An 18614-nucleotide genomic window follows, 5' to 3' on the forward strand; every position below is an offset into this window, starting at 1 on the left:
GATCCCCTGCTTCCGGTGCTTCCGACTCGTGACGGGGCCGGTCATGACACGTCCTGTCCGCGCAGCTCCCTGGCGAGCGCGTACAGGCCGGCCAGGTCCATGCCCTCCGCCAGCAGTGGCAGTTCGTGCAACGGCACGCCGAGGTCCGCCAGCACGGCGCGCTGCTCCGTCTCCAGCGTGTACCGCTCGGCGTACTCCTCCGCCTGCGCGAGCAGCGGGTCCACCAGCCGCTCGGCGTGTCCTCCGCGCCGCGCGCCGCCGAGCCCCGCGGACGACAGCGCCCGCGCGATGGAGGAACGAGGGACCGCCTCCGCGAGTTCCAGACCGGGCCCGTCCAGCACCTCCGGCCGGACCATGTTGACCATGACCCGCCCCACCGGCAGCCGCGCGGAGCGCAGTTCCGCGATGCCGTCCGCGGTCTCCTGGACCGGCATCTCCTCCAGCAGCGTCACCAGGTGCACCGCCGTCTCCGGCGATTTCAGCACCCGCATCACCGCCTGTGCCTGATTGTGTATCGGGCCGATCTTGGCGAGCCCCGCGACCTCGTCGTTGACGTTCAGGAAGCGGGTGATGCGGCCGGTCGGCGGGGCGTCCATCACGACGTAGTCGTAGACGAACCGCCCGCCGCGGTCCTTGCGCCGCACCGCCTCGCACGCCTTGCCGGTCAGCAGGACGTCCCGCACGCCGGGGGCGATGGTGGTGGCGAAGTCGATCGCGCCGAGCTTCTTCAGGGCACGGCCGGCGCTGCCGAGCTTGTAGAACATCTGGAGGTAGTCCAGAAGGGCCTGTTCCGCGTCGATGGCGAGGGCGTACACCTCGCCGCCGCCCGGAGCCACGGCGATCTTCCGCTCCTCGTAGGGCAACGCCTCCGTTTCGAAGAGCTGTGCGATGCCCTGGCGGCCCTCGACCTCGACGAGAAGCGTCCGCTTCCCCTCCGTGGCCAGGGCCAGCGCGAGGGCCGCGGCCACCGTGGTCTTGCCGGTTCCGCCCTTGCCGCTGACGACCTGGAGCCTGCTCACGTCTTCGAGCCTAAATGCTCGCGCCGCCGCCCGGCGGCTCCGGGTCGCGGTTCCCGGAAGTCGTGCCCCCGCACGAGGGGGCGGGACGGGGGCCGCGAGCGGCCCGGCCCGGAGGCTAGAGTCGGCCGCATGACCAAGTGGGAATACGCGACTGTGCCGCTGCTCGTCCATGCAACGAAGCAGATTCTGGACACCTGGGGCGAGGACGGCTGGGAGCTCGTCCAGGTCGTGCCCGGGCCGAACAACCCCGAGCAGCTGGTGGCCTACCTGAAGCGCGAGAAGCAGGCATGAGCGCCGTCGAGGCGAGACTGGCCGAGCTGGGCCTGACCCTGCCGGAGGTCGTACCTCCGCTGGCCGCGTACCAGCCGGCCGTGCGGTCGGGGCAGTACGTCTTCACCGCCGGCCAGCTGCCCATGGTGGACGGCAAGCTCCCGCTGACCGGCAAGGTCGGTGCGGAGGTCACCCCGGAGGAGGCGAAGGAACTGGCGCGCACCTGCGCGCTGAACGCCCTCGCCGCGGTCAAGTCCGTCGCCGGGGACCTGGACCGCGTCGCCCGCGTGGTGAAGGTCGTCGGCTTCGTGGCCTCCGCCGCGGACTTCACCGGCCAGCCGGGTGTCCTCAACGGGGCGAGCGAACTGCTCGGCGAGGTCCTGGGCGACAAGGGCGTCCACGCGCGCAGCGCGGTGGGCGTCGCGGTACTGCCCCTGGACGCCCCGGTGGAGGTCGAGATCCAGGTCGAACTCACGGAGGCGTGAGCCTCCGGCGGGCGGCGCGAAGTTCCTGCGCGCCGCCCGCCGACGGATCCGCCGCGCCGCCGTCCCGGTACTGCCGTCCGCACGTACCGCCATTCGGTGGTGCCGACGCGGCACGACGAGCAGGCGCCGTACCTGTCACGACGGCGCCGGGTGCGGCCCGTACGCCGACTCCCGGTGGGCACTCGAACATCCGCCCGTCACGGGATAGCCTCCGGCCATGGCGAATGCGCAGGCTGACGGTCAGTGGTACCCGCCGGAGTGGCCGGAGCTGATCCGGGCCCTCGCGAGCGGCGACCTCACGCCGGCCGTGCCGAGACGCGCGGCCACCGTCATGCTGCTCAAGGACACCGGCGACGGACCCGCCGTGCACATGTTGCGCCGGCGTACGTCCATGGCGTTCGCCGGAGGCGCGTACGCCTACCCCGGCGGCGGCGTGGACCCGCGTGACGACGACCGGCACGTGCGCTGGGCGGGCCCCGCGCGCGCCTGGTGGGCGGACAGGCTGGGCGTCGACGAGGCGGGCGCCCAGGCGATCGTCTGCGCGGCCGTGCGCGAGACGTACGAGGAAGCCGGCGTCCTGCTCGCCGGACCCACCCCCGACACCGTCGTCGGCGACACCACGGGCGAGGACTGGGAGGCGGACCGCGCCGCGCTCGTCGCGCGCGAGACCTCCTTCGCGGAGTTCCTGGACCGCCGGGGACTGGTGCTGCGCTCGGACCTGCTCGGCGCGTGGACGCGCTGGATCACCCCCGAGTTCGAGCCCCGCCGCTACGACACCTGGTTCTTCGTCGCCGCGCTCCCCGAGGGCCAGCGCACCCGCAACGCCTCCACGGAGGCCGACCACACGGTGTGGATCACCCCGCGCGACGCGGCCGCCGGGTACGACCGGGGCGAGCTGCTGATGATGCCCCCGACCATCGCGACCCTGCGCCGGCTCACGGCGTACGAAACGGCCGCGGAGGCGCTCGACGCGGCGCCCGCGCGGGACCTCACTCCCGTGCTCGCCACCGCGCGCCTGGTGGAGGGCGAGATCGTGCTCTCCTGGCCGGGACACGACGAGTTCACCAAGCGCATCCCGACCGGTGGAGCCCCCGCATGACGGACGCCAGCGCCCTTCCCGGCCGGCCGCGCGGCGGTGTCCTCTCCGGCCCGGCCACCGCGCGTGCCGTCAACGTGCTGGCCCCCAACCCGTCGGCGATGACCCTGGACGGCACCAACACCTGGATCCTGTCGGAACCGGACTCCGACCTCGCGGTCGTGGTCGACCCCGGCCCGCTGGACGACGGGCACCTGCGGCACGTCGTGGGCACGGCGGAGCGGGCCGGCAAGCGGGTCGCCCTCACCCTGCTGACGCACGGTCACCCCGACCACGCCGAGGGCGCCGCCCGCTTCGCCGGGCTGACCGGCACGAAGGTGCGGGCGCTGGACCCGGCGCTGCGGCTCGGTGACGAGGGGCTGGCCGCCGGGGACGTCATCGCCGTCGGAGGCCTGGAGCTGAGGGTCGTACCGACCCCCGGCCACACGTCCGACTCCCTGTGCTTCCATCTCCCGGCCGATCACGCGGTCCTCACGGGCGACACCGTCCTGGGCCGCGGCACGACCGTCGTGGCCCACCCCGACGGCCGTCTCGGCGACTACCTGGACACGCTGCGCCGGCTCAGGTCGCTCACGGTCGACGACGGCGTCCACACGGTGCTGCCGGGCCACGGGCCCGTGCTGGAGGACGCCCAGGGCGCCGTCGAGTTCTACCTCGCCCACCGCGCCCACCGGCTCGCCCAGGTCGAGACGGCCGTCGAGGCCGGCCACCGCTCACCGGCCGAGGTCGTCGCCCACGTCTACGCCGACGTGGACCGCTCCCTGTGGCCCGCCGCCGAGCTGTCGGTACGGGCCCAGCTGGAGTACCTGCGGGAGCACGGCCTCATCTAGGCAGCTAGGCAGCGAGCGGCCGGGGCTGCCGTGCCCGCGGGGTCAGCGCGAGCGCTTCGCGAGGCGCTCGACGTCCAGCAGGATCACCGCGCGGGCCTCCAGCCGGAGCCAGCCGCGCTGGGCGAAGTCCGCCAGGGCCTTGTTGACCGTCTCGCGGGACGCGCCGACCAGCTGGGCCAGCTCCTCCTGCGTGAGGTCGTGCACCACGTGGATGCCTTCCTCGGACTGCACGCCGAAGCGGCGCGAGAGGTCCAGCAGCGCGCGGGCGACACGGCCCGGGACGTCCGAGAAGACCAGGTCCGACATCGCGTCGTTGGTCTTGCGCAGCCGGCGCGCGACGGCCCGCAGCAGCGCCGTGGCGACCTCGGGGCGGGCGCTCAGCCAGGGGGTGAGGTCGCCGTGGCCCAGGGCGAGCAGCTTGACCTCGGTCAGCGCGGTGGCGGTCGCCGTGCGCGGGCCCGGGTCGAAGAGCGACAGCTCACCGATCAGCTCGCCCGGACCGACCACGGCGAGCATGTTCTCGCGGCCGTCGGGGGACGTGCGGTGCAGCTTGACCTTGCCCTCGGTGACCACGTAGAGCCGGTCGCCGGGGTCGCCCTCGTGGAACAGGGAGTCGCCCCGTGCGAGGGTCACCTCACTCATGGAGGCGCGAAGCTCGGCGGCCTGCTCGTCGTCGAGCGCCGCGAAGAGCGGATTCCGCCGCAGAACGTCGTCCACGAGTTCTCTCCTTGTCGACCTGCTCAGGGGATCTTGTCCCCACGTACCAGGGGACCCTGGTGCCCATCTTGCCGGACGTTCCAAACAGTGTGATCTGTCACAAGGATGCCGTACGGGCCGGTCGGGGTAAGCGGCAGGGGTCCAATTGGACGCCGATCTTCAGGGTCCGGGGCGGATGTCGGTGCCGGGTCGTAGGCTGGCCGGGTGTCCAAATCGCCGGTGAGAGCACAGGCCGAGGGGGCTGCGCGGGTGGGTGTACGTCGCGATTCCGCTGTGGGCGAACAGGGCTCCGATGGTGGTAGGAAAACGGCGAAGACGACGAAGAGGTCCCCGGTGAAGGAGAAGCCGACGGCAGGCGCGGGCGGCGCCGGCGAGGACAAGGGCGCCCCGGCGAAGAAGGCCCCCGCCGGCCCGGCGAAGGCGACCGCGGCCAGGAAGACGTCGCCGGAGAAGAAGACGTCGCCGGAGAAGAAGACACCGGCCGGCAAGAAGGCCGCGGCGGGCAAGAAGACCGCTCCGGCGGCGAAGAAGACCGCTCCGGCCGGGAAGAAGGCCCCGGCGAAGAAGACCGCCCCCGTCCGGAAGGCTCCCACCGCCAAGAAGCCGCTCGTCGCGCCCAAGAAGGCGACCGCTTCCGTCCGGGCCGCCCCGGCGAAGACCGTCGTCGGGCCGGCCGGGGACGAGTCGCGCACCGCGCTGGTCCGCCGCGCGCGCCGCATCAACCGCGAGCTCGCCGAGGTCTTCCCGTACGCCCACCCGGAGCTGGACTTCGAGAACCCCTTCCAACTCGTCGTCGCCACCGTGCTCTCCGCGCAGACCACCGACCTGCGCGTCAACCAGACGACCCCCGCCCTCTTCGCGAAGTACCCCACCCCCGAGGACCTGGCCGCCGCCAACCCCGAGGAGGTGGAGGAGATCCTGCGCCCCACCGGCTTCTTCCGCGCCAAGACCCGGTCGGTCATGGGGCTTTCGAAGGCGCTCGTGGAGGACTTCGGCGGCGAGGTCCCGGGCCGGCTCGAGGACCTGGTCAAGCTGCCCGGCGTCGGCCGCAAGACCGCCTTCGTCGTGCTCGGCAACGCCTTCGGACGCCCCGGCATCACCGTGGACACGCACTTCCAGCGCCTGGTGCGCCGCTGGCGCTGGACCGGGGAGACCGACCCGGACAAGATCGAGGCGGCCGTCGGCGCGCTTTTCCCCAAGAGCGACTGGACCGACCTCTCGCACCACGTCATCTGGCACGGCCGCCGCATCTGCCACGCCCGCAAGCCCGCCTGCGGCGCCTGCCCCATCGCGCCGCTCTGCCCGGCGTACGGCGAGGGCGAGACGGACCCGGAGAAGGCGAAGAAGCTGTTGAAGTACGAGAAGGGCGGCCTCCCGGGACAGCGCCTCAAGCCCCCGCAGGCCTATCTGGACGCCGGCGGCCGGCCCGCCCCGCCGCTGGGGGCCGGATGACGCGGCGGCACGCACGGCCGGGACCGGCGGAACGATCTCGGGGTGGCCGGGCGTTGAACCGCTGGGACGGGGCCGGACGACGGGGGCGGCGATGACGTGGACGAGCGGTACCCGGGGCGGCCCGGTGACGGTCAGCAAGGAGGGGCTGCCCTCGTGGCTCGACCCGGTGGCCGACGCGGCGGAGACGGTCGCGCCGAGGCAGCTGAGCCGCTTCCTGCCTCCGGAGAACGGCACGGGGCGCCAGTCCGCCGTCCTCATCCTCTTCGGTGAGGGCGGGCGCGGCCCGGAGCTGCTTCTCATGGAGCGCGCGAGCTCACTGCGCTCGCACGCCGGACAGCCGGCCTTCCCCGGTGGCGCCCTCGACCCCGAGGACGGCGACCCGCAGGGCGAAGGGCCGCTGCGGGCCGCTCTCCGCGAGGCCGAGGAGGAGACCGGGCTCGACCCGTCGGGCGTCCAGCTGTTCGGCGTGCTGCCCAAGCTCTACATCCCGGTCAGCGGCTTCGTCGTCACCCCCGTGCTGGGCTGGTGGCGGGTGCCCACCCCGGTCGGCGTCGTCGACCCGAACGAGACCGCGCGGGTGTTCACCGTCCCCGTGGCGGATCTCACCCACCCGGACAACCGTGCGACCACGGTCCATCCCAGCGGTCACCAGGGCCCGGCATTCCTGGTCGAATCGGCCCTCGTGTGGGGCTTCACCGCCGGGGTCATCGACCGGCTGCTGCACTTCGCGGGGTGGGAGCTGCCCTGGGACCGGGACAAGCGGGTCCCGCTGGACTGGCGGTCATGACAGGGTGGGCGCCGTGCTGGGTAGGACGAGGCGAGGCTTGAAGCGGTGAACGTGCTGGACATCCTGTTGCTCGTCGCCGCCGTGTGGTTCGCGGTCGTCGGCTACCGCCAGGGCTTCGTCGTCGGCATCCTGTCGGTGATCGGCTTCCTGGGCGGCGGTCTCGTCGCCGTCTACGCGCTCCCCGTCATCTGGGACGCGATGACGGACAACTCCGAGGTCGGTACGGCGGCCGCGGTGGTCGCGGTCGTCGTCGTCATAGTCTGCGCCTCCGTGGGCCAGGCGCTGACCACCCACCTCGGCAACAAGCTGCGCCGCTACATCACCTGGTCCCCGGCCCGCGCGCTGGACGCCACCGGCGGCGCCCTGGTCAACGTCGTCGCGATGCTGCTGGTCGCCTGGCTGATCGGCTCCGCCCTCGCGGGCACGACGCTGCCGACCCTCGGCAAGGAGGTCCGCGGCTCTAAGGTGCTGCTCGGGGTCTCACGGGCGCTGCCGGGACAGGCGGACACCTGGTTCGCCGACTTCTCCTCGGTCCTCGCGCAGAACGGCTTCCCGCAGGTCTTCAGCCCCTTCTCCAACGAGCCCATCACGGACGTGCGGCCCCCCGACCCGGCCCTGGCGGGCAGCCCCGTCGCCCTGCGCGCGCAGCGCTCCATCGTCAAGGTGATGGGCACCGCCGCGAGCTGCGGCAAGGTGCTGGAGGGCACCGGATTCGTCTTCTCCGAACGCCGCGTCATGACCAACGCGCATGTCGTCGGCGGAGTCGACGAGCCGACCGTGCAGATAGGCGGCGAGGGCAGGAAGTACGACGCGACGGTCGTCCTCTACGACTGGAAGCGCGACATCGCCGTCCTCGACGTACCCGATCTGAAGGCGCCCGCGCTGCGGTTCACGAGCGAGGACGCGAGCAGCGGCGACAGCGCGATCGTCGCCGGCTTCCCGGAGAACGGGGCATACGACGTCCGCGCGGCGCGCCTGCGCGGACGCATCACCGCCAACGGGCCCGACATCTACCACCGCGGCACGGTCCGCCGCGACGTGTACTCGCTGTACGCGACGGTCCGTCAGGGCAACTCCGGCGGCCCGCTGCTCACCCCTCGCGGCGAGGTCTACGGCGTGGTCTTCGCGAAGTCCCTCGACGACGCCGACACGGGCTACGCGCTCACGGCGGACGAGATCCAGGAGGACATCGCCAGGGGCCGCAGCGCCAACCAGCAGGTGGACAGCGACAACTGCGCGCTCTAGGACCCGTCCGGCAGATGCGGGACCTCGGTGCGTGGCGTCGTACGGAGGTGCGGGCCGTCAGCCGCGCGGGTGGCGCAGGCGGACGGAGACCCAGCGGGCCCGGCGGCGGAGGATACGCGGGATTCCCACCCTGAGGTCCGTACCTGCCATCTGTGGTGCACCGCCTCGCTGGTGGGAGCCCCTACCGGCCGCCGAGTGGCGGTCGCGGCCTGCGTCACTGTAGTCGTGCGTCCAGCCCATACCCGGACGTCTGCCCCCGCCCCAAGGTCGATAACCACCTCGGGCGTCCCCAATTGGCCTATGCGCGCGGCAATTGGCTGTTCGTCAGACAAGCGTGCGGCAGGCTCATCGATCGGGTTCCGGATCCTTCAGCCAATTGATCAGTTCTGTGGAGAACGCGACCGGATCCTCTTCGTGCGGGAAGTGCCCCAGCCCGTCGAACAGCCGCCAGCGGTACGGCGCTTCGACGTACTCCCCGGACCCCGCGGCACTGCGCGTACGGACGACCGGGTCCAGCGAGCCGTGCAGATGCAGCGTCGGCACCCGCACCGGCCGCTTCATCCTGCGGTTGAACTGGATGCCGTCCGGGCGGGCCAGGGACCGCACCATCCAGCGGTACGGCTCGATCGAGCAGTGCGCCGTGGACGGGATGCACATGGCCCGCCGGTAGTGCTCCAGCGCCTTCTCGTCCGGCAGGTGCGGCCCGGACCAGTCCCGGATGAGCTCGGCCACCAGCGCCCCGTCGTCCGCGGTGAGCCGGCGCTCCGGGATCCAGGGCCGCTGGAAACCCCAGATGTGGGACAGGGCGGCGGACTGCCGGGCGTCGGAGACCAGCGTCGAGCGCCAGCGCCGCGGATGCGGCATGGAGGCCACGGCCAGCCGCCGTACCAGCTTGGGGCGCATCGCCGCCGCCGTCCACGCCAGATAACCGCCCAGGTCGTGGCCGACCAGCGCGGCGTCCGGCTCACCGAGGGAGCGGATCACCCCGGTGATGTCCAGCGCGAGGTTGGCCGGGTCGTAGCCGCGCGGTGTGCGGTCGCTGCCGCCGACCCCCCTCAGGTCCATGGCCACGGCCCGGAAACCGGCGTCGGCGAGCGCCGTGAGCTGGTGCCGCCAGGTCCACCAGAACTGCGGGAAACCGTGCAGCAGCAGCACCAGGGGGCCGTCGCCCAGCTCCGCGATGTGGAAACGGGCGCCGTTGGCGGCGACGTCGCGGTGGACCAGCCCGGCGCCGCCGGGGATGTCGAGGCGTACGACCGAGGCGGGTTGCGCCGGAGGGGTGGCGGGTTCCGTCATGAGGACGAGCGTGCCACAGCCTCGATGGCCTGGGGGACCCGGTCCTCGGGCAGCTCGGGGCGCGGGTGCGGCTTGGCCTTCTGCAGCACGCCCGCCGTCTCCTTCATCGAGGCGGCGACCTTCTGCGCGCCCCGGCCCTTCTTCGCCTTCTTCGCGAAGACGATGCCGATGAGCGCGAGGAACCCGGCGATCAGCACGTTCGCCGCGAAGGAGAGCAGGAAGCAGACCGCGAGGTTCCAGTGGCTCCAGGTGCGGATGCCGTAGGCCAGCGCGAAGTTCAGCATCGGCAGGGAGAACAGGAGCAGCACACCGGCCGCGGTGAACGCGCCGCCGCTGGTCGCTCCCCGCTTGACGTCCTGCTTGAGCTGCGCCTTCGCCAGCGCGATCTCGTCGTGCACCAGCGCCGACATGTCCGCCGTCGCCGAGGCGAACAGCTGGCCGATGCTGCGTTCGGCGCCGACCGGGCTGCCGTCGGGTGCGCTCATCGCGGTCTCCCTCTTCTGCGTACGTTCTGCGTTCCTGCGCGTACGGTTCAGTGTGCCGTCCGACGGTGCGTGTCCGGCGGTCGGCGCGTCGGTCTGTCGCGCCGCCGTCTTTTGTACCGTCTCGTCAGATCATGCCGGACCGTCGTGCTCCTCGCCTGCCCCGCCCGGCACTTCGGCAAGCGCGTCCCGTTCGGCCGCCTTCTCCCGGGCCAGCCGCCGGTGCTCGGACGCCTTCCGTTCGTGGATCTCCGCCATGCGCAGGTGGTACTCCGGGTCGTCCTGCTCGTAGACGTCCGGTATGCCGCTGTGGTCCTCGTCGAGCTCCTCCGCGTCCGTCAGCCTCCGGTACTTGGCATTGCGCACCTTCAGCAGGACGGTCGCGACGGCGGTGGCTATCAGCGAGCCGGCCAGCACGGCCGCCTTGACGCTGTCCGTCATCACCGCGTCGCCCTCGAAGGCCAGCTCCCCGATGAGCAAAGAGACGGTGAAGCCGATGCCGGCGAGGGTCGCCACCGCGAACACGTCCGCCCAGGCCAGGTCGTCACTGAGCGAGGCACGGGTGAAGCGAGCCGTCAGCCACGTACCGCCGAAGATGCCGAACGTCTTGCCGATCACAAGGCCGAGCACCACGCCGAGCGTCTCGGGCTGCGTGAACACCTTCGCGAGGGCGTCGCCGGAGACCGCCACACCGGCGCTGAACAGGGCGAACATCGGGACGGCGAGGCCCGCCGAGAGCGGCCGGACGAGGTGCTCGATGTGCTCGCCGGGGGAGTGCTCCTCGCCCTCGTGGCGGTGGCATCGCAGCATCAGGCCCATCGCGACCCCGGCGATGGTGGCGTGGACGCCGCTGTTGTACATCAGTCCCCACACGACCAGCGCCAGCGGCACGTACACGTACCAGCCCCGTACGCCCTTGCGCAGCAGCAGCCAGAACAGGGCGAGGCCCGCGACCGCGCCGCCGAGCGCCGCGAAGTTCAGGCTCTCGGTGAAGAAGACGGCGATGATCAGGATGGCGAACAGGTCGTCGACGACGGCGAGGGTGAGCAGGAAGGCCCGCAGCGCGCTCGGCAGGGAGGTGCCGATGACGGCGAGCACGGCGAGCGCGAAGGCGATGTCCGTGGCGGTGGGCACGGCCCAGCCCGCCAGGGAGCCGCCGCCGACGCCGCTGGTGAGCGTGTAGACCAGGGCCGGTACGGCCATGCCGCACAGGGCGGCGACGACGGGGAGCGCGGCGGCCTTGGGGTCGCGCAGGTCCCCGGCGACGAGCTCGCGCTTGAGCTCGATCCCCGCGACGAAGAAGAAGACGGCGAGCAGGCCGTCGGCGGCCCAGTGCGCCACGGACAGGTCCAGGCCGAGGGCTCCGGGGCCGAAGTGGAAGTCGCTGACGCTCTCGTAGCCGCCGCGCAGTGCGGGTATGTTCGCCCAGACCAGCGCCGCGACGGCGGCGAGGAGCAGCAGCACCCCGCCGACGGTCTCGGTGCGCAGCGCGTCCGCGACGTAGGTCCGCTCGGGCAGGGAGAGACGTCCGAAGGCCTTGCGGGGGCTGGGGGTGCGGGGCGCGTTCACGGGAGGTTCCTCTGATCGGGGGCAGCACGAAACGTGTGCCGACCAGACTTCCCGGCGCTCCATGAGACAGCTTTTTGCTTAGTTTAGCTAACGTGCTCCTCCGTCGCACCAGGAGCACCGGGGGCACCCGGCGCGTGAGCGCGCCGGGTGCCCCCGTACAGCCTTGACCGGGCGGTGCCGGCTCAGTCCTCGCCGGGCGCCTGGGGCAGCTTGGCCTGGATGAGGTCCATGACCGCGGAGTCCGTCAGCGTGGTGACGTCCCCGAGCTCGCGGTTCTCCGCGACGTCCCGCAGCAGACGGCGCATGATCTTGCCGGAGCGGGTCTTCGGCAGCTCCGCCACCGGCAGGATCCGCTGGGGCTTGGCGATCGGGCCGAGCGTGGCGCCCACGTGGTTGCGGAGCTCGGCGACGAGGTCCTCGGTCTCCGCCGCCGTGCCGCGCAGGATCACGAAGGCGACGATGGCCTGGCCGGTCGTCTCGTCCGCCGCGCCCACCACGGCCGCTTCGGCCACCGAGGCGTGGGAGACCAGCGCGGACTCGACCTCGGTGGTGGAGATGTTGTGCCCGGACACCAGCATCACGTCGTCGACCCGGCCGAGGAGCCAGATGTCGCCGTCGTCGTCCTTCTTGGCTCCGTCACCGGCGAAGTACTTGCCCTCGAACCGCGACCAGTAGGTGTCGATGAACCGCTGGTCGTCGCCCCAGATGGTGCGCAGCATCGACGGCCACGGCTCGGTGAGCACCAGATAGCCGCCGCCGCCGTTGGACACCTCGTTGGCCTCGTCGTCGACGACGGTTGCGGAGATGCCCGGCAGCGGGGTCTGGGCCGAGCCCGGCTTGGCGTCGGTCACGCCCGGCAGGGGCGAGATCATCATGCCGCCGGTCTCGGTCTGCCACCAGGTGTCCACCACCGGAGTGCGGTCCGCGCCGATGTTCTTCCGGTACCAGATCCACGCCTCGGGGTTGATCGGCTCACCGACGGAGCCGAGCACCCGCAGCGAGGACAGGTCGAACTTGGCGGGGATGTCGTCGCCCCACTTCATGAACGTCCGGATCGCGGTGGGCGCCGTGTAGAGGATCGTGACGCCGTACTTCTGCACGATCTCCCAGAAGCGGCCCTGGTGCGGGGTGTCCGGCGTGCCCTCGTACATGACCTGGGTGGCGCCGTTGGCGAGCGGGCCGTAGACGATGTACGAGTGCCCGGTGACCCAGCCGACGTCGGCCGTGCACCAGTACACGTCGGTCTCCGGCTTGAGGTCGAAGACGGACCAGTGCGTGTACGCCGTCTGGGTGAGGTAGCCGCCGGAGGTGTGCAGGATGCCCTTCGGCTTACCCGTCGTGCCCGAGGTGTAGAGGATGAACAGCGGGTGCTCCGCCTCGAACGCCTCGGGGGTGTGGTCGGCGCTCTGCCGCTCGACCAGGTCCTGCCACCACACGTCGCGGCCCTCGGTCCAGGCGACGTCCTGGCCGGTGCGGCGGACGACGAGTACGTGCTCGACGTTGCCCGCCTTGGTGACCGCCTCGTCGACGGCCGGCTTGAGCGCGGACGGCTTGCCGCGCCGGTAGCCGCCGTCGGCCGTGATGACGACACGTGCGTCGGCGTCCTTGATGCGGGTGGCGAGCGCGTCCGAGGAGAAGCCGCCGAAGACCACGGAGTGCGCGGCGCCGACGCGGGCGCAGGCCAGCATCGCGATCGCGGTCTCCGGGATCATCGGCATGTAGACGGCGACCCGGTCGCCCTTGCGGACACCCAGCTCCAGGAGGGCGTTGGCCGCCTTGGACACCTCGTCCTTGAGCTGGGCGTAGGTGATCGCGCGGCTGTCGCCCGGCTCGCCCTCGAAGTGGATGGCGACCCGGTCGCCGTGTCCGGCCTCCACGTGCCGGTCCACGCAGTTGTAGGCGACGTTGAGCTCGCCGTCCTTGAACCACTTGGCGAACGGCGGGTTCGACCAGTCCAGGGTCTCGGTGGGCTCGGTGGCCCAGGTCAGCCGGCGGGCCTGCTCGGCCCAGAAGCCGAGCCTGTCAGCCTTGGCCTGTTCGTACGCCTCCGCCGTGACGTTGGCGTTCGCGGCCAGGTCGGCGGGGGGCGAGAAGCGACGCTCCTCCTTCAGAAGGTTGGCCAGGCTTTCATTGCTCACGGCATCTGCCTTTCCCAGGGTGTCCGTTGTGTCCCAGGCCACAGCTCATCAGACCCGGGGGTGCGCTGACAAGGTCCGACGGGAAATTGGTTTAGACCTGTCGGGTGGAGTGGCGCGGTGTGCGACACCTCTTCCCACGGGGCCCGGCGCGAGCCGGTTCAAGGTGTGTAACGCCTCTCACACCCGGACGGGTCAACTCACCTCGTCAGGTCCGCGGAACGCACCCGGTCGAACACCTTCTCCCCGTCCCGTTCGGTGAGCAGATACGCCTGGGCCTCACCCACGTGGAAGTACAGTCCGTGCAGCTCGAGGGCCCCGTCCTTCAGCGCCCGGGCCACCGGTTCATGGGCGCGCAGATGCTCCAGCTGCTGCACCACGTTCGTCAGGCAGAGCTCCTCGGCGGCGTCTGCGGGCGTCCGCCCGGCCAGCCGCGCCCGGGGGCCGCTTGCGTCGCCGTTCCGCTCCAGGCTCGGCCGGCCGTGCCGCAGCCACCGTCCGAGCGGAGTACCGGTGCCGCCCGGTTCGGCGTCGAGCAGTGCCTGCATGGCACCGCACCCCGAGTGCCCGCACACCGTGATCGACCGCACCGCCAGCACGCCCACGGCGTACTCGATGGCGGCGGCCACCGAGTCGTCGCCGCTCTCCGTGCCGGGCGGGGGCACGAGGTTGCCGACGTTGCGCACCACGAACAGGTCTCCCGGACCACTGGACGTGATCATGGAGGTGACCACCCGCGAGTCGGCACAGGTCAGGAACAGCTGTGAGGGCCGCTGACCCTCGCGTGCCAGCCGGGCCAGCTCCCCGCGCACCAGGGGGGCGGTGGTGCGCTGGAAGGTGCTGATGCCGCGCATCAGCCGGTCGCCACCCGTGCCGTCCGAATCCGGCGCGGCTCCGTCGGCGCTGTCCTGTCCGTAGGTCGCGTCCGGGGCCCGGCCGTTGTCGGCGGTGCTCGGCCCCGGGTCGCCGGCCGGCCGGGACGGCGGGCGCTCGCACTGGTGGTTGCGCCAGGGCGTCCAGGGCCGGCAGCGGCAGCCGGCGTCGGAGGAGCCGGCCTCCTCGGTGCCGTCGGGCGGGTGCCCGGAGGCGAGGGCGGCGGGCTCGGCGATACGGACCCCGGCGCGGCGGCCGTTGATCTCGACGGTGCCGCCCCGTGCGGTGTGGGTGCTCTGCCAGTCCTGCAGCGTCTCGTACGCCGCGTGGTCCATGAAGGAGCCGTCCAGGGCGACGACCACTGCGGCGCCCTGGGGTACGAGATGAAGGGCCCGGCTGAGCCGTGGCACCGCGAGGAACGTCAACTGCCCCCGGACGTGGACGTGGTGGACTCCGTGCTTCTCGCGGTGCGTGATACGGGTGCGGGTGAGCCGGTGCAGGGCCACCCCGACCGCCATGGCGATGCCGAGCGCCACTCCCTCCAGGACGCCGAGGGACACCACGCCGAGGGTGGTGACCGCGTAGACCAGGACTTCGCGGTGGCGGGTCACCGTGCGGATGTGATGCAGGGACACCATTTGGATGCCGACGGCCATCACCAGGGCGGCGAGCGAGGCGAGCGGGATGAACTCCAGGAGCGGGACCAGCAGCAGTGCGGCGATCACCACGAGAGCGCCGTGCAGCACCGTGGAGTTCCGGCTCACGGCGCCCGCTCTGACGTTCGCGGTGCTGCGGACCGCGACGCCGGCCACCGGCAGTCCGCCCAGGGAGCCGGAGACGATGTTGGCGGCGCCCTGCCCGAGCAGTTCGCGATCCAGGTCGGACCGCCCGACATGGCCGGGACCCGGGCGGGCGGCCACCAGCTTGTCCACGGCCACCGCGCCGAGCAGCGACTGCACGCTGCACACCAGCGTCGTCGTGAGCACGGCGGCGGCGAGCCCCAGTACGGGCCCCTCGGGCAGCCCGGCCAGGGCGTGGTTGCGCCAGGACGGAAGGTCCACCTTGGGCAGGACGAGGCCGGCCGCGGCGGCGACGGCGGTGGCTCCGGCCACGGCGATCAGCGCGGCCGGGACCGGGCGGAGGAGGCGCCCCGCCCGGCCGGGCAGTCGTGGCCAGAGCAGCAGCAGGGCCAGGGTCAGCACGCTCACCGACAGGGCCTCGGGGCGCAGGTTCGCCAACTGGTGCGGCAGGGCGCGGAGGTTGTCGGGGACGGAGCTCTGCGGAGTGCCGCCGAGGACGATGTGCAGCTGGGCGACGGCGATGGTGACGCCGATGCCGGCGAGCATGCCGTGCACGATCGCGGGGCTGACGGCGAGCGCCCCGCGTGCCACGCGCAGGCAGCCGAGGCCCAGCTGGGCGATTCCGGCGAGGACGGTGATGGCGCAGGTCGTCCGCCAGCCGTAGTGCTGGATCAAGTCGGCGGTGACGACGGTGAGTCCGGCGGCGGGGCCGCTCACCTGGAGCGGGGAGCCGCCGAACCTTCCGGCGACGATTCCGCCCACGGCGGCGGCGACCAGGCCGGCCTGGAGCGGTGCGCCGGTGGCGAGGGCGATGCCGAGCGACAGCGGAAGGGCGATCAGGAAGACCGCGATCGAGGCCGACACATCGGCGCCCGCGAGACGGAAGCCCGGGGGGCCGGTCGGCGGGGGGCTGTGCGGCGGGTGGGCGCGCTCGGTCCGATCGGAGTCGGCGGCGCGGGCCGGGACGCAGGCTGACATGGGCTCTCACTTCCGGATGGCAACTATGAGTAAAAAGATCGTAATTGAGAGTAAAGGAGTGGCATAGACTTTCCGGGCAAATGGATGAATCAGTCGCTCTGGCGAGTGATGCAGCCATTTCATCGGCTTGTCGTATTAATTCCTTCTTCATTCCGTGCGAGTTTGACGGCGCTGTCGGTACGGACCGGCACAGCACAGGCAACGCACTCACCGAACTCGGCCCGAGAGAAGGAAGAAGGTGGGCGGATGACCGCCACCCGGAGGATCGTCACGGGCGCCGTGATCGTCGCGGTCTGCGTCACCTCGCTAGCCGGCTGCGGAGCCGGTGACGACAGCACCGGCGAGCGGGCGCGGGACCAGGAGAAGGCCGAACCGGCCCCCGCACCGAAGAACGTCGTCCGCCTGATCGGCGACGGCTCCACCGCGTACACCGGGGCGCAGCCGCATCTGCCCCGGCCCGAGAGGCTGAAGCCGGGCGAGAAGCCCCCGCAGTTCGTGGTCTTCTCCTGGGACGGCGCGGGCGAGGACGGCCAGAAGCTCTTCTCGCACTTCCGCAAGGTCGCCAGGGAGAACGACGCGACCATGACCTACTTCCTGAGCGGCGTGTACCTGCTTCCGGAGGAGAAGCGCGACCTGTACCGCCCGCCGCAGCACTCGCCGGGCCGCTCGGACATCGGCTTCAACGACCGGGAGGGCATCGCCGACACCCTGAAGCAGCTGCGCCTGGCCTGGCTCGAGGGCAACGAGATCGGAACGCACTTCAACGGGCACTTCTGCGGCAGCGGCGGTGGCGTCGGCGAGTGGTCGGTGGCGGAGTGGAAGGACGAGATCGCCCAGGCCAAGCGCTTCGTGAAGACGTGGAAGACCACCACCGGGATGGACGAGTCGGCTCCGCTGCCCTTCGACTACGACAAGGAGCTGATCGGCGCCCGCACCCCCTGCCTGGAGGGCCAGAAGAACTTCATGAAGGCCGCCCGCGACCTGGGCTTCCGCTACGACACCAGCGGGGTCGAGAACCAGGTGTGGCCGAAGAAGAAGCAGGGGTTGTGGGACCTGTCGATGCAGCTCGTGCCCTTCCCCGGGCACTCCTTCGAACAACTGACCATGGACTACAACTTCATGGTCAACCAGTCCGGCACCACCCAGGGCGACCCCGCCAAGCACGAGATGTGGGGCGACCAGATGCGGGACGGCCTCCTCCAGGGCTTCGATCGGGCCTACCGGGGCAACAGGGCGCCGCTGATCATCGGCAACCACTTCGAGTCCTGGAACGGCGGCACCTACATGCGCGCCGTCGAGGAGGTCGTCGAGGAGGTGTGCACCAAGTCCGACGTGCGCTGCGTCTCCTTCCGGCAGTTGGCGGACTGGCTGGACGCCCAGGACCCGGAGACCCTCGAGAGACTGCGCACGCTGAAGGTCGGCGAGGCCCCGAAGGACGGCTGGAAGTCCTTCCTGGCCGCCGGCCCCGCGCCGGCTCCCAAGGGGGTGCCCGGAGCGCCGGCGGCGAAGCGGTGAGTGTCAGGCGGACGCCGTGACGTCCTCGCCGAGCACGAAACCGGGGTCGATCTGGGCCACCAGATCGGCCCCGGTGCGCTCGTTCCCCCACGACAGGGCGTTCTTCACGTGGAAGTGCGCCATCTGGCGGGTGTAGCGCTGCCGGTCGCGCGCCTCGTACCGTGCGTCGGCGGCCGAGTGCAGCACCCGCAGGGCCTGCCGGTTGGGCTCCTCCAGGAGGTCGAACCGGGGCGGCCGGCCCTTCTCCATGGCCCGGACCCAGTCCGAGTGGCCCACCGTCACCAGCAGGTCCTCCCCGGCCTCCGCGCGCAGGAAGTCCAGGTCGTCCGGGCCCTGCACCTTGTTGCCGACGACCTTCAGGGCGACCCCGAAGTCACGGGCGTACTCCTTGTACTGGCGGTAGACGGAGACGCCCTTCCGGGTCGGCTCGGCCACGAGGAACGTGAGGTCGAAGCGGGTGAACATCCCGGAGGCGAAGGAGTCCGAGCCGGCCGTCATGTCGACCACGACGTACTCGCCGGGGCCGTCCACCAGGTGGTTCAGGCACAGCTCCACCGCTCCGGTCTTGGAGTGGTAGCAGGCGACGCCCAGGTCGGCGTCGGTGAAGGGGCCGGTGACCATCAGGCGGACGGCCCCGCCGTCGAGTTCCACCGGCCGCGCGCAGGCGTCGTAGACCGGGTTGTCCTCGCGGACCCGCAGCAGCCTGGAGCCCTCGCCCGGCGGCGTCGTCTTGATCATCGTCTCGGCGGACGCGATGCGCGGATTGGTGCCGCGCAGATAGTCCTTGATCAGCGGCAGCTGCTCGCCCATCGCGGGCAGGGCTGCCGCCTCCGCCTCGTCCAGGCCCAGCGCGGCCCCGAGATGCTGGTTGATGTCGGCGTCGACCGCGACGACCGGAGCGCCGGCGGCCGCGAGATGACGGACGAACAAGGACGACAGGGTCGTCTTCCCGCTGCCGCCCTTCCCCACGAAAGCAATTTTCATGTTCACCAAGCGTAATGGAGCGATTGCTCTGGGTGGCAGCCGGACGTGAAGAAGACCACTCCTTCGTGGGGCGGGCGCCCG

The 18614-nt window shown here is 71.7% G+C and carries 17 protein-coding genes; 8 read left to right on the plus strand and 9 right to left on the minus strand.

Annotation, left to right across the window (positions count from 1 at the left end):
• Positions 1-41: 41 nt before the first annotated feature.
• The gene (bagA, locus tag CNQ36_RS19190; RefSeq protein ID WP_121546901.1) at positions 42-1019 is read right to left on the minus strand and encodes an ATPase BagA; all 978 of its coding nucleotides are present in this window, start codon (positions 1017-1019) and stop codon (positions 42-44) included.
• A 129-nt stretch (positions 1020-1148) separates the two neighbouring features.
• On the opposite strand from bagA, the gene CNQ36_RS19195 reads away from it, so the two are divergent.
• The 4 genes from CNQ36_RS19195 to CNQ36_RS19210 all read left to right on the plus strand — a co-directional run bounded on the left by CNQ36_RS19195 (position 1149) and on the right by CNQ36_RS19210 (position 3700).
• On the plus strand, positions 1149-1310 hold the full coding sequence (locus CNQ36_RS19195; RefSeq protein ID WP_003975360.1) for a Sp36 family protein: 162 nt from the start codon (positions 1149-1151) through the stop codon (positions 1308-1310).
• Positions 1307-1774: a RidA family protein gene (locus CNQ36_RS19200; RefSeq protein WP_121546902.1), complete on the plus strand. Its 468-nt coding sequence runs from the start codon at positions 1307-1309 to the stop codon at positions 1772-1774. The genes CNQ36_RS19195 and CNQ36_RS19200 overlap by 4 nt, the downstream gene beginning before the upstream one ends.
• A 217-nt stretch (positions 1775-1991) precedes the next feature.
• Complete coding sequence (locus tag CNQ36_RS19205; protein ID WP_004928301.1) at positions 1992-2873, plus strand: NUDIX hydrolase; 882 nt, start codon at positions 1992-1994, stop codon at positions 2871-2873.
• Complete coding sequence (locus tag CNQ36_RS19210) at positions 2870-3700, plus strand: MBL fold metallo-hydrolase (protein ID WP_121546903.1); 831 nt, start codon at positions 2870-2872, stop codon at positions 3698-3700. Before CNQ36_RS19205 ends, CNQ36_RS19210 begins: the two co-directional genes overlap by 4 nt.
• A 42-nt stretch (positions 3701-3742) precedes the next feature.
• Here the strand turns inward: CNQ36_RS19210 and CNQ36_RS19215 are convergent, their stop codons facing one another.
• On the minus strand, positions 3743-4417 hold the full coding sequence (locus tag CNQ36_RS19215; RefSeq protein WP_004928297.1) for a Crp/Fnr family transcriptional regulator: 675 nt from the start codon (positions 4415-4417) through the stop codon (positions 3743-3745).
• A gap of 333 nt (positions 4418-4750) precedes the next feature.
• Between CNQ36_RS19215 and nth the strand changes: the two genes are divergently transcribed.
• The 3 genes from nth to CNQ36_RS19230 all read left to right on the plus strand — a co-directional run bounded on the left by nth (position 4751) and on the right by CNQ36_RS19230 (position 7901).
• Positions 4751-5869: an endonuclease III gene (gene nth / locus CNQ36_RS19220; RefSeq protein ID WP_228313016.1), complete on the plus strand. Its 1119-nt coding sequence runs from the start codon at positions 4751-4753 to the stop codon at positions 5867-5869.
• 91 nt (positions 5870-5960) lie between these two features.
• Positions 5961-6656 (plus strand): NUDIX hydrolase, encoded by a 696-nt coding sequence (locus CNQ36_RS19225; protein ID WP_040906524.1) that lies wholly within the window; start codon positions 5961-5963, stop codon positions 6654-6656.
• A gap of 45 nt (positions 6657-6701) precedes the next feature.
• Positions 6702-7901, plus strand: coding sequence for a MarP family serine protease (locus CNQ36_RS19230; RefSeq protein WP_121546905.1), 1200 nt, complete (start codon positions 6702-6704; stop codon positions 7899-7901).
• Positions 7902-7958: 57 nt separating this feature from the next.
• Here the strand turns inward: CNQ36_RS19230 and CNQ36_RS35315 are convergent, their stop codons facing one another.
• The 6 genes from CNQ36_RS35315 to CNQ36_RS19260 form a co-directional block, all read right to left on the minus strand.
• Complete coding sequence (locus CNQ36_RS35315) at positions 7959-8141, minus strand: hypothetical protein (RefSeq protein ID WP_084828161.1); 183 nt, start codon at positions 8139-8141, stop codon at positions 7959-7961.
• A 105-nt stretch (positions 8142-8246) separates the two neighbouring features.
• Positions 8247-9197: an alpha/beta fold hydrolase gene (locus tag CNQ36_RS19240; RefSeq protein WP_004928285.1), complete on the minus strand. Its 951-nt coding sequence runs from the start codon at positions 9195-9197 to the stop codon at positions 8247-8249.
• On the minus strand, positions 9194-9682 hold the full coding sequence (locus tag CNQ36_RS19245) for a phage holin family protein (RefSeq protein ID WP_004928281.1): 489 nt from the start codon (positions 9680-9682) through the stop codon (positions 9194-9196). Before CNQ36_RS19245 ends, CNQ36_RS19240 begins: the two co-directional genes overlap by 4 nt.
• Positions 9683-9811: 129 nt before the next feature.
• Positions 9812-11248: a Na+/H+ antiporter NhaA gene (nhaA, locus tag CNQ36_RS19250; RefSeq protein ID WP_121546906.1), complete on the minus strand. Its 1437-nt coding sequence runs from the start codon at positions 11246-11248 to the stop codon at positions 9812-9814.
• Positions 11249-11430: 182 nt separating this feature from the next.
• Positions 11431-13386: an acetate--CoA ligase gene (acs, locus tag CNQ36_RS19255; protein WP_121546907.1), complete on the minus strand. Its 1956-nt coding sequence runs from the start codon at positions 13384-13386 to the stop codon at positions 11431-11433.
• Between the two features lie 197 nt (positions 13387-13583).
• On the minus strand, positions 13584-16034 hold the full coding sequence (locus CNQ36_RS19260) for a SulP family inorganic anion transporter (RefSeq protein ID WP_121546908.1): 2451 nt from the start codon (positions 16032-16034) through the stop codon (positions 13584-13586).
• Between the two features lie 246 nt (positions 16035-16280).
• On the opposite strand from CNQ36_RS19260, the gene CNQ36_RS19265 reads away from it, so the two are divergent.
• Positions 16281-17549, plus strand: coding sequence for a polysaccharide deacetylase family protein (locus CNQ36_RS19265; RefSeq protein ID WP_121546909.1), 1269 nt, complete (start codon positions 16281-16283; stop codon positions 17547-17549).
• A 3-nt stretch (positions 17550-17552) separates the two neighbouring features.
• On the opposite strand, the gene CNQ36_RS19270 is transcribed toward CNQ36_RS19265, so the two are convergent.
• Entirely contained in the window at positions 17553-18533 is a 981-nt protein-coding gene (locus tag CNQ36_RS19270; RefSeq protein ID WP_121546910.1) for an ATP-binding protein, read from the minus strand.
• Between the last annotated feature and the right edge of the window lie 81 nt (positions 18534-18614).

The sequence above is a fragment of the Streptomyces fungicidicus genome, assembly GCF_003665435.1.
Lineage (GTDB): Bacteria > Actinomycetota > Actinomycetes > Streptomycetales > Streptomycetaceae > Streptomyces > Streptomyces fungicidicus.